Origin of the sequence: Candidatus Thioglobus sp. NP1 (assembly GCF_003326015.1) — a bacterium.
GTDB lineage: Bacteria > Pseudomonadota > Gammaproteobacteria > PS1 > Pseudothioglobaceae > Pseudothioglobus > Pseudothioglobus singularis_A.
Genome location: NZ_CP023860.1, coordinates 977,894 through 989,648, shown reverse-complemented (window position 1 = coordinate 989,648; position 11,755 = coordinate 977,894). Strand labels below are relative to the sequence as shown.

General features: G+C 36.9%; 11 protein-coding genes. 8 read left to right on the top strand and 3 right to left on the bottom strand.

The annotated features are described in order from the left end of the window. The first annotated feature begins 2 nt into the window (after nt 1-2). The 8 genes from cdd to CRN91_RS05085 all read left to right on the top strand — a co-directional run bounded on the left by cdd (nt 3) and on the right by CRN91_RS05085 (nt 8,862). Nucleotides 3-395, top strand: a complete 393-nt coding sequence (cdd, locus tag CRN91_RS05120; protein ID WP_114115366.1) for a cytidine deaminase — start codon at nt 3-5, stop codon at nt 393-395. Next, nucleotides 395-1,201, top strand: coding sequence for a purine-nucleoside phosphorylase (locus tag CRN91_RS05115; RefSeq protein WP_114115365.1), 807 nt, complete (start codon nt 395-397; stop codon nt 1,199-1,201). The genes cdd and CRN91_RS05115 overlap by 1 nt, the downstream gene beginning before the upstream one ends. A gap of 5 nt (nt 1,202-1,206) precedes the next feature. Next, the gene (gene deoC / locus CRN91_RS05110) at nt 1,207-2,250 is read left to right on the top strand and encodes a deoxyribose-phosphate aldolase (protein ID WP_114115364.1); all 1,044 of its coding nucleotides are present in this window, start codon (nt 1,207-1,209) and stop codon (nt 2,248-2,250) included. A 9-nt stretch (nt 2,251-2,259) separates the two neighbouring features. Beyond that, nucleotides 2,260-4,620: an aldehyde dehydrogenase family protein gene (locus CRN91_RS05105; protein WP_114115363.1), complete on the top strand. Its 2,361-nt coding sequence runs from the start codon at nt 2,260-2,262 to the stop codon at nt 4,618-4,620. A gap of 11 nt (nt 4,621-4,631) precedes the next feature. Beyond that, nucleotides 4,632-5,981: a thymidine phosphorylase gene (gene deoA, locus CRN91_RS05100; protein WP_114115362.1), complete on the top strand. Its 1,350-nt coding sequence runs from the start codon at nt 4,632-4,634 to the stop codon at nt 5,979-5,981. After that, nucleotides 5,981-7,195 carry a phosphopentomutase gene (locus CRN91_RS05095; RefSeq protein WP_114115361.1) on the top strand — a complete coding sequence of 405 codons (1,215 nt, stop codon included), beginning with the start codon at nt 5,981-5,983 and terminating at the stop codon, nt 7,193-7,195. Before deoA ends, CRN91_RS05095 begins: the two co-directional genes overlap by 1 nt. Nucleotides 7,196-7,212: 17 nt before the next feature. Beyond that, the gene (gene add / locus CRN91_RS05090) at nt 7,213-8,205 is read left to right on the top strand and encodes an adenosine deaminase (RefSeq protein WP_114115360.1); all 993 of its coding nucleotides are present in this window, start codon (nt 7,213-7,215) and stop codon (nt 8,203-8,205) included. Nucleotides 8,206-8,298: 93 nt separating this feature from the next. Next, nucleotides 8,299-8,862 carry a phosphoribosyltransferase gene (locus CRN91_RS05085; protein ID WP_114115359.1) on the top strand — a complete coding sequence of 188 codons (564 nt, stop codon included), beginning with the start codon at nt 8,299-8,301 and terminating at the stop codon, nt 8,860-8,862. A gap of 6 nt (nt 8,863-8,868) precedes the next feature. On the opposite strand, the gene oppF is transcribed toward CRN91_RS05085, so the two are convergent. The 3 genes from oppF to CRN91_RS05070 are packed head-to-tail and all read right to left on the bottom strand — an operon-like array spanning nt 8,869 to nt 11,755. Beyond that, on the bottom strand, nt 8,869-9,852 hold the full coding sequence (oppF, locus tag CRN91_RS05080; RefSeq protein WP_114115358.1) for a murein tripeptide/oligopeptide ABC transporter ATP binding protein OppF: 984 nt from the start codon (nt 9,850-9,852) through the stop codon (nt 8,869-8,871). After that, complete coding sequence (locus CRN91_RS05075) at nt 9,849-10,820, bottom strand: oligopeptide/dipeptide ABC transporter ATP-binding protein (RefSeq protein WP_114115357.1); 972 nt, start codon at nt 10,818-10,820, stop codon at nt 9,849-9,851. Before CRN91_RS05075 ends, oppF begins: the two co-directional genes overlap by 4 nt. 5 nt (nt 10,821-10,825) lie before the next feature. Then, on the bottom strand, nt 10,826-11,755 hold the full coding sequence (locus tag CRN91_RS05070) for an ABC transporter permease subunit (protein ID WP_114115356.1): 930 nt from the start codon (nt 11,753-11,755) through the stop codon (nt 10,826-10,828).

Below are 11,755 nucleotides of genomic sequence, written 5' to 3'. Positions count from 1 at the left end.
CTATGCACGAGGATAGCTATATTAGTGCTACTAAAAAGGCTATGAGTAAGGCTTATGTGCCCTACTCCAAGTATCCAGTTGGGGTTTTGATAATTACTGATAAAGGAAATACCTACTCAGGTTGTAATGTTGAGAATGCAAGCTACCCTCTTGGAAACTGTGCTGAGGCTTCTGCTATTGCCTCAATGGTTATGGGTGGTGAGAGAAAAATTAAAACGATTTATGTTATGACTAAAAACGACGAAGGTGGTATTCCTTGTGGTGGTTGTAGACAAAGAATTAGAGAGTTTTCTGATGAAGATACTGAAATTATGATGTGCTCTCCAGATGGTGTAAAGACCCAATTAAATCTAGCTGAATTATTACCTAACTCATTTGGACCGGAGCATCTCTAATGAGTCAAGTTGATGATTGTATTAATATAATCAATCAAAATATAGATGACTTTAAGCCTGAGGTTGGGCTTATCCTTGGCTCAGGATTAGGCCAATTCTGTGATAACGTAGAAATTAAAGCGAGTATTGATTTTAATCAACTTCCTGGCTTTCCGGAAGCTGGTGTTGGAGGACATGCAGGACGCTTACTTTTTGGGAATGTAGGTAAAACGAATATAGTTATAATGCAAGGTAGAGCCCATTATTATGAGCATGGTAAGGCAGATGTAATGGCTGTTGCAATTCAAACTCTAAAAGCGATAGGATGTAATAGCCTTGTATTAACTAATGCCGCAGGAAGTCTAGTCAAAGAAGCCTCTCCAGGAAGTGTAATGCTTATTACTGATCATATTAATATGACTGGAGTTTCACCACTGTTTGGTGCAAAAAGTAATAAGCGTTTTGTTGATATGAGTAATGCCTATGATCTCTCAAAAAGTGAGTCTATGCGTAAAGCAGCAAAATCAAAAGAAATTAAGCTTTATGAAGGAGTCTATGCTTGGTTTAGTGGCCCTCAATTTGAAACACCTGCTGAAATAAAAGCTGTAAAAATATTAGGCGCTCATGCTGTTGGCATGTCTACAGTTCCTGAAGTCATTTTAGCTCGTCATCAAGATCTACCCTTGTGCGCCCTTTCAGTAATTACTAATTATGCTGCTGGAATGAGTGAAACAGCTCTAAGTCATGAGCAAACAATTGCTTTTGCAAGCAAAGCAGCGGATACTGTCGAACATTTATTAATTTCATACCTTGAAGGTCAATCTTAATTTATATGAGCAATAAAAATATAGCTTTTGATAATAATGAACCTCTTGAAGATAAGAAGATTATTTCTTATATAACGAGTGAAAATTTAAATCATGCTGATGCTAAGAGAAATCCAGGAATGGATTTTCGACTCGACAAGATTTCTAATATTTCAATTAATCGAAGTGCAATAGAGCGTCGTTGTAAAAATTATGGAGTGCGTCGAAGCATTAAAAAAGACAAACAAGCTGCATGGTTACTTAAGGCAATCACATTAATAGACCTAACGACACTTTCTGGAGATGATACTGAAGCGAGAGTTCAACGACTTTGTAGTAAAGGAAAAAAACCCTTAAACTCCTCTTTAAGTTCAATTCTAGGTGTTGAATCACTAGATATAAATGTTGCTGCAATATGTGTTTATCATGATATGTTAGCAGCTGCTAAAAAAAATCTAGGTAAATCAAATATTAACTTAGCAGCAGTATCAACTGGCTTTCCTGCAGGACTTTCACCCCTGCCATTGCGACTTCAAGAAATTGAATACTCAGTTGCATCTGGTGCTAATGAAATTGATATAGTAATTAGTCGTCGTCATGTATTAGAGGGCAATTGGCAAAAACTTTATAATGAAGTTAAATTGTTTCGTGAAAAATGTGGTGACGCACATATGAAAACTATATTGGCAACTGGGGAGCTTGGAAATCTTAGTAATATTGCTAGAGCCTCTCAAATCTGCATGATGGCTGGCGCTGATTTTATTAAAACTTCTACTGGAAAAGAGTCAACTAATGCTACTTTGCCCGTTAGTCTTGTAATGGTCCGAATGATACGAGATTACTATAATGAAACTGGAATTCGCATTGGATTTAAAGCGGCTGGTGGAATAAGTGATACCAAGACGGCATTAACTTATATGACAATGATTCAAGAAGAACTTGGAAGAAGATGGCTCGAACCAGATTTATTTCGCTTTGGAGCCTCAAGCTTACTTGGTGATATTGAACGCCAACTGGATCACTTTGTTAGCGGCTATTATTCTGCCTCTTATCGTCACCCTTTAGGATAGGATTATATTATGACAATATTAGAATCATTTGACAAACTTGATTATAGCGAAGCTTTAGAAAGTAGCTCTGAGGCTCAAAAATGGCTTGAGGATAATGGTCGTCGTTTTGGGCAATTTATAAATGGCAAATTCATAAGCCAAAAAGATGCAGAAATAATCGCTAGCTTAGATCCTTCAAATGGAGATTTGCTAGCTAATATAGAGATTGCCTCTGATTCTCAATTAAATACTGCAGTGAAAGCGGCACGACAAGCACAACCTAATTGGCAGGCTCTTGGTGGCCACGGAAGAGCAAAAGTGCTTTATGCCTTAGCCAGATTGATACAAAAAAACGCTCGACTAATTGCAGTTCTTGAAACTCTTGATAATGGTAAGCCAATTCGCGAAAGTAGGGATATTGATATTCCTCTTGCAATAAGACATTTTTATCATCATGCTGGCTGGGCACAACTTCAAGAAAAGGAGTTTAAAAGTTACGAATCGATTGGTGTAGTTGCTCAGATTGTTCCTTGGAATTTTCCTCTATTAATGTTGTCATGGAAAATTGCTCCAGCCCTTGCAATGGGCAATACCATTGTATTCAAAGCAGCTGAGCAAACGCCAATTACAGCAATGTATTTTGCACACCTATGTCAGCAAGCTGGAATCCCATCAGGTGTTATCAATATGGTTAATGGAGATGGTGTTGTTGGTGCCTCATTAGCAGCCCATAAAGGTATTGATAAGGTTGCCTTTACTGGATCAACGGCAGTTGGCCAGTCCATTAGAAAAAGTACTGCAGGACAAGGTAAAAAATTAACACTAGAGCTAGGAGGAAAATCTGCATTTGTAGTTTTTGAGGATGCAGATCTAGATGCCGCTGTTGAAGGCCTTGTTGATTCTATTTGGTTTAATCAAGGGGAAGTATGCTGCGCGGGTTCTAGATTATTAGTTCAAGCGGAAGTTGCTGAAAAGCTGCACTTGAAAATTAAGGCTAGAATTAAACAACTGCGCTTGGGATTACCCTTAGACAAATCAATTGATTTAGGAAGCTTAGTTAGTAAAACACAATTTGAAAGAGTAAGCCAGATGGTAAATGATGGTCTTAAACATGGTGGTGAATCCTTTCAGGCTTGTGACATTGATGCCGAAAAAAACCTTTATCCGCCTACCCTTATTACTGATATTGACTCAAGTCATCCGTTAGCTCAAGAAGAAATTTTTGGGCCAGTGCTTGTTTCCATGACTTTTAGAACTCAATCTGAGGCAGTGGCATTAGCAAATAATAGTCGCTATGGATTAGCAGCAAGTGTCTGGAGTGAAAATATAAATCGTGCTATGGATGTTGCTCCGAAAATTAAAGCTGGAGTTTTATGGATTAATTGTCACAATCAATTTGATGCCTCTTGTGGCTTTGGTGGTGTTAAAGAATCTGGATTTGGAAGAGAAGGAGGTAAGGAAGGACTGTATGAATATTTAAAACCCAAATATTTAAGTCCAGTAAAAAATTTAAGGTCTAAAAAAACTAATAGTAATAAAAATCAGTCAATTGATCGAACTCTCAAGTTTTATATTGGTGGTAAGCAGGTCAGACCAGATGGTGGCCATAGTATAGAAACCTTCAACGCTAATGGAACTCTTGCTGCTGTTGTTGGTTCAGGTAATCGTAAAGATATTCGAAATGCGGTAAATGCTGCTGTAAAAGCTACCTCTTGGAGCTCTCAAAGTGGTCATGGTCGAGCGCAGATTCTTTATTTCCTAGCAGAAAACCTCGCTGTTAGAGAGTCTGAGTGGATTGAGCGCTTAGAAACATTATGTGGGATCTCAAATGAGAATGCAAAAGCAGAATTTGATGAAAGCATAAGTAGAATATTTAGTTATGCTGCTTGGGCTGACAAATACGATGGTGCAGTTCATAGCGCCCCTTATAGGGGGGTTACAATGGCACTTCCTGAGCCTATTGGAGTTTTGGCTCAAGTAGCTCCTGAGAATCAGCCACTCCTTACAACAATTTCTTTAATTGCACCAGCGATAGCTATGGGAAATAGAGTAATTTTAATTCCTAGTGATAGCTTTCCAAGTGTGGCATTAGAGTTAGTTCAAACCTTTGAGACTTCAGATATTCCTCCAGGAGTGATTAATATTGTTACAGGTAATAAGAGTGAACTATCTCATCAGTTAGTGGGTCATGTAGAGGTTGATGGAGTGTGGTGCTGGTCTGATAGTAATAATATTGCAAAAGTTGAGACTATTAGTGCGATGGATCTAAAACGTCTATGGGTTCATATTGATGGAGATCGAGATTGGCTTGACTCTAATCAAGGAGAGGGCCTAGAGTTTTTAAGAAATGCAACAGAAGTTAAAAATATTTGGACGCCATACGGGGACTAATCCTTTTATTTATGAATAATTTATTCCTCCCTCAAGAGCTAATTAGAAAAAAACGAGATGGTCTTGTTCTGTCTGATCCAGAGATTGGATTTTTAGTTAAGGGAATTAGTGATAAAAGCCTTACAGATGCCCAACTTGGAGCATTTGCAATGGCTGTATATCAGTGTGGGATGACAATGGATGAGCGTGTTAGCCTAACTACTCATATGATGAACTCTGGGGATACCCTTAAATGGCATGATTTTGAGCTTGATGGGCCTGTTGTTGATAAACATTCTACTGGAGGAGTAGGCGATAAAATTAGTCTAATGCTTGCACCTATTGTTGCTGCCTGTGGTGGATATGTTCCAATGATCTCTGGGAGAGGTTTAGGACATACTGGTGGGACGTTAGATAAACTTGAGAGTATCCCTGGCTATAATGGCACGCCAGATAATAAAAAGTTCCAATCATTAGTGAAAGAGGTTGGCTGTGCAATAATAGGTCAAACTGCAAAACTAGCTCCTGCTGATCAACGTTTTTATGCAACTCGTGATGTAACAGCTACTGTTGAATCAATTGACTTGATTACAGCATCTATATTATCTAAAAAACTTGCCTCAGGTCTTGATGCCTTAGTAATGGATATTAAGACTGGTAATGGTGCTTTTGCAGCAAAGCCTGAAATGGCCAAAGAGCTTGCACAAAGTATTGCTGATGTTGCTGCAGGTTCTGGTGTTCCAACAAACTGTCTTATTACGGATATGAGTCAGGTACTGGGTCATAGCGTGGGAAATGCAATTGAAGTCAGTGAATGTATTGATTTTCTAGTTAATCCTGACAACGCCAATCATAAACTGATGGAACTTACTATTGAATTAGCAGCGCATATGCTGCATCTTAGTGGGATTGAAACTGATCTAGTAACTGCCAGGAAAAAATCTAATGAGGCTTTATCTTCTGGAGAAGCTGCCTCTATATTTGAAAAAATGATTCATTCTCTTGGAGGTCCTAAAGATCTTCTTGACAAGACTAATCAGTATTTGGCACCAATGCCTATTATCACTCCAATAGTATCAAATTCATCAGGATATATCTCTGAGATGAATGCAAGGGATATTGGCTTAAGCATGATTAAACTTAAAGCTGGAAGAACAAAATCAATTGATCCAATTGATCATGGGGTAGGCTTAAGCAATATAGTTAATATCGGTCAGTGGGTTGATAAGGGAGAGCCCCTAGCTATGGGACATGTTAGGGATAAGAGTCAGATTAGTTACTTACAAGAAACTCTTCCATCTGTTTTTAATCTTACTAAAGATAGGCCAGCAACCCCGAGCTTAATTTATGAAATAATTAGTTCAAAAAAGGAAGGTCATTAATGAAAAGAGCGATTATTTTAGTTTTAGACTCTCTGGGTCTTGGTTCTAGTGAAGATGCTCATCTTTATGGAGATTCTGGCTCTGATACTTTGGGTCATATTATTGAAGAATGTGATTCTAGTAACGCAGATAATAGCGAACGAAGTGGCCCTCTTTTAATTCCTAACCTAATTCGTTGGGGTCTTGGAGAAGCAGCAATTGCTAGTCGTAATAAACCACTTCCAATTACAAGAGTTGAGCCACAGGGTGCTTTTGGTTATGCAAAGGAAGTTAGTGCTGGAAAAGATACTCCAAGTGGACATTGGGAAATTTGTGGTCTTCCTGTTCCCTTTGAATGGGGAACCTTTCCAGTGATTGACAACTGCTTTCCAGCCTCTCTGCTTAAAGATCTAATGGAGCAGGGTCAGATAGAAGGAACACTTGCTAATAAACATGCATCAGGTACTCAAGTTATCGAAGAATTTGGTGAAGAGCATATTGCCTCTGGTTTTCCAATTTGCTACACTTCTGCAGACTCAGTTTTTCAGATTGCTGCCCATGAAGAACACTTTGGACTTGAGAGGCTTTATAAATTATGCAGAGTTGCAAAAAAACTGGTCGATCCACTGGAGATTACTCGAGTAATTGCGAGACCATTTACAGGAAACTCTAAAGATGGTTTTGAAAGAACAGCTAATCGTAAAGATCTTACAACACCTCCAAATGATTTAACGCTTCTTGATCATATTCAAGATGCTAATGGTCAAGTAGTATCGGTTGGAAAAATTGGTGATATTTTTTCTAATCAAGGAGTTAGCTATACGGTTAAAGCAAAAAATAATATGGGCCTTGTCGACCAATTACTCTCGGAGATGATAAAGCTTAAAAATGGCTTAATATTTGTTAATCTAGTTGACTTTGATACCAAATTTGGTCATCGTCGTGATGTGGCTGGATATGCATTGGCACTTGAGCAATTTGACAAGCGAATCCCTGAAATTGAATCAGGATTAGATAATGATGATCTTGTTCTTATTACTGCAGATCATGGATGTGATCCAACCTGGCCTGGTAATGATCATACACGTGAGCATGTTCCGGTTATTTTCTATGGTAAATCTATTAAAAATAATAATCTTGGCAAAAGAGATAGTTTTGCTGATATGGGTCAAACAATTGCAAGTCATTTAGGAATTAAAGCTCTTAATAATGGTAAAGCTTGTAACTTAAATTAATTAGTTATAATCTTTTGATGAGAGAACATATACTTAAACTTCCAAAAGTAGAGCTTCATAGCCACCTCGAGGGAACTATTAAGCCTCATTTAGTTCATCAAATTGCTCAACGAAATGGAATTGAACTTGACCAGAACCTCTTTAATGATAAAGGGGGTTACGCTTGGAGTGACTTTCCTAGTTTTTTAGTTGCTTATGATGGGGCTAGCTCCTGTCTAAAAAATAAAAAAGACTATAGAGATATTATGTATCAGTATCTTAAAGACTGTGCCTCTGAAAATGTTATATATATGGAAACATTTATTTCACCAGATCATGCAGCTGAATGCGGAATAAGTTATGATGATATGATCTTAGGATGCGTTGAGGGTATTGATGATGCAGAGGATGATTTTGGTATTATTGGGCGCATTATTGTAACCTGTGTAAGACATTTAGGTCCAAAAAAAGGAATTGATGTAGCCCAAAAAATGGTTGATAATCCTCATCCTTATATTGTTGGTTTTGGAATGGGAGGAGATGAATTAGCATTTACCTTAAAGGATTTTGAACCTGCATTTAATATTGCTGCTAATGCAAATTATCCATGTACGGTTCATGCCGGGGAAATCTCTGGCCCAGAGAGTGTTTGGGATGCAATCAATTATCTACCAATAGCTCGAATTGGTCATGGTGTTAGAAGCATTGAAGATGATAAGCTTTTAAGCGAACTAATTAAACGTAATATTCATTTGGAAATCAGCCCCGGAAGTAATTTAGCTTTATCTATCTACCCTAGTTGGAGCTCTCATCCTTTCAAATTTATCATGACTAAAGGAATAAGTGTCAGCCTAAATTCAGATGATCCACCATTTTTTGAGACTAGTGTTGGCCAAGAATATCAAAATAGTGCAAAAAACTTTAAACTCAGCATTGAGGATCTTAAGAATATTTCACTAATGGCTATGAAAGCTTCATTTGCAGATTCTGAGACAAAAAGCAAACTTATAGATAAAATTTTAAAATTCTAGTATTGATTCAGATTTTTTTATAAATTAAGTATTTAAAACTCTATAAAATTTATACTTAAAGTTTATTTAAAATATTATTAATCGGAAAATAAAATGACAATAGCAAAAACATATATTACTGCAGATGAGCTACTTTTAGACTCTTTTAAACTTGGAGTTCAGATCCACAATAGTGGCTTTAAACCTGACTTTATTGTAGGCGTTTGGAGAGGTGGAACTCCCGTTGGCATTGCCATTCAAGAAATCCTTGCATATCTTGGGAATGATTCTGATCATATTGCTATTCGAACTTCATCATATTATGGAATAAATGAGCAATCAAAAGAGGTTAGGGTTCATGGTATTGACTACCTTATCAGTAATATGAATGCTGAAGATAAACTTCTTATCGTTGATGATGTATTTGATTCTGGAAGAAGCATCAAGGCTATTCTGGATACACTTAAGGAAAAATCGAGAAAAAATTTACCTCATGATATTCGTATGGCAATGCCATGGTACAAACCTGAAAGAAATATTATTGAAGTAGTTCCAGATTACTTCATTCATGAAACAGATGAGTGGTTAGTTTTTCCTCATGAGATGGATGGACTTACTGAAAAAGAAATATTTGAAAATAAGAAAAATATGAAGGAAATCTTATCTGGCGTTAAGTAAATTATATTAATCGTTAAAGTGGCATGCCACTTCATGGTCGGTTGCTGCCTCTTTAAACTTAGGTTTTTCGTTTGAGCATATCTCTTTTGCCTTATGACATCGAGTTCTAAAAACACATCCAGAAGGTGGATTTACTGGTGAAGGCAAATCACCTTCAATTAGTATTAATTTCTTGTTTTTCTCTATACGTGGATCTGGAATAGGTACTGCAGAAATTAATGCCTGAGTGTAAGGGTGTCTTGGATTTTCATAGATATATCTGCTATTTGCAAACTCAACCATATTACCCAAGTACAGAACCATAATTTTTGTACTTATATGTTTTACGATACTTAAATCATGGGCTATAAAAATGAGGGTTAGCCCCATCTCTTCTTGCAGATCCATTAATAAATTAACAACTTGGGCTTGAATTGATACGTCAAGGGCTGATACTGGCTCATCACAAATAATAAGTTTTGGCTTTAAAATTAAAGCCCTTGCAATACCAATACGCTGACATTGTCCACCTGAAAATTCGTGTGGAAATCGATTTACAAGATTACCCAATAGTCCAACCTTTTTCATAACATCACTTACCCTTTCTTGGACATCAGCCTCAGGTGTTTTAGGATAGTGAGTTCTCAAAGGTTCAGCAATAATTTCACCAATATTCATTCGAGGATTAAGGCTGGCCAAAGGATCTTGGAAGATCATTTGAATTTGCTTTCGATGTTTTCTCATTTCAGATTTATTTAAACTCAATAGATCATTACCAAGCCATAAAACTTTCCCTGAATCTGTTGGAACCATTTTCACAATTGCTCTTGCAAGAGTTGACTTGCCACATCCTGATTCTCCAACTATCCCAAGAGTTTCTCCTGAACTTAAATTAAAAGAAACATTATTTACTGCCTGAAGTTTTTTTGGTTTAGTCCATGGCATATCGCCTTCAGAGCTAACATCAAAGCTAACCTTTAAATTTTCAACCTGCAATAATGAATTACTCATGTCAATTCCTTTACAGCAACATGACAGGCTCTATAATGAACATTTTTATCAACCATCAGTAGTTCAGGCATTTGAGAAGAACAACTCTCTTGTGTGAATTGACATCTAGGTGAAAATGGACATCCAATAGGTTTTAACATCATATTTGGAGGATTTCCAGGAATAGTAATAAGCCTCTCAGATGAATCATCTAACCTTGGAACTGCACTCATTAAGCCTTGAGTATATGGATGCGTCGGGTTTTCATAAAGACGATCAGTTTGACCAATCTCCATAACCTCTCCACCATACATTACTAACATTTCATCACTATTACCAGCAACTACACCAAGGTCATGAGTAATGAGGATAATTGACATGCCAAATTCTTTTTGGATGTCAGCCATTAAGTGCATTATTTGAGCCTGAACTGTAACATCTAATGCTGTAGTAGGCTCATCAGCAATTAATAATTTTGGATGACACAATAGAGACATTGCTATCATTACGCGCTGTCTCATACCACCAGAGAATTCATGAGGATACATTCTAATTCGATTTGAAGCATCTGGAATCTTTACAGCATCAAGCATAATTATAGATTGCTTGATAGCATCACTTTTTGATATACCCTTATGGTGAATAAGAACTTCAGCCATCTGATCTGATACTCGAACGTATGGATTAAGACTTGTCATTGGATCTTGAAAGATCATTGCAATCTTTTCTGCCCTAATACTATTTAAATCATTATTTGGCAGATTAAGAATCTCTTGGCCATTAAATTTAACACTTCCACTAGCTTTGCCGTTATGATCAAGAAGTCCTGTCATTGCAAATACAGTTTGACTTTTGCCACTTCCAGACTCTCCAACAATAGCTAAAACTTTTCCTTCATCCAATGAAAAGCTAACATTATTAACCGCATTAACAACTCCATCAGGAGTATCAAACTTAACTTCTAAATTATTTACTTCTAGTAAGCTCATTTCTACTAACGATCCTTTGGATCAAGCGCGTCACGAAGGCCGTCACCAATGAAATAAAAACAGAAAAGACTGGCAACAAAAAAAGCGAGGGGGAAGAGTAATTGCCACTCAGTATCATATTGTATAGTTCTAGCACCTTCATTAATCAAGGCCCCCCAACTTGTAAGTGGCTCTTGAACGCCTAAACCTAAAAATGAAATAAAGCTCTCAGCTAGAATAATTCCTGGAACCAAGAGGGTTGCATAAACAGCAACAATTCCTAATAAATTTGGCACGATATGGCGCAAAATAATTTTGAAATCACTTACACCAGTAACTTTAGCAGCCTCAATAAACTCTTTATTTTTTAGATTCAGAGTTTGACCTCTAACAATTCGACTCATATCTAACCATGAAAGTAGTCCAATTCCTATAAAAAGCATACCTATTGAGCGACCAAATACAACTAGTAATAAAATTAAAACAAACATGTATGGTATTGACATTAATATATCTACAATTCGCATCATAATCTGATCTGTACGGCCACCTAAATATCCTGAGGTTGCTCCATAGAGTGTGCCAACAACAACCGCAACAGTTGCTCCTAAAACACCAACCATTAATGAAATTTGAGTACCTTGGATGACTCTTGAATATAAATCACGTCCTAAATCATCTGTACCAAAAAAGTGGCCACTTGTTATTGAAGGCATTCCAACTTTAGCAGCTGATCCCATTGCATTCCAATCAATTTGCTCATTACTCCAAACTGCAAAATAAGGACCTACAAATGAAAAAATAACAATTGCTAATAATAGAAATAGACTTATGGTTGCAGCCTTATTATGAATAAATCTAGTTCTAGCATCCTTCCAAAGAGATCGGCCTGTCCCACTAATTTCAGACATATTATTTGCCGTTTCAACTATTTTATTTTTATTTGCTACAATCAT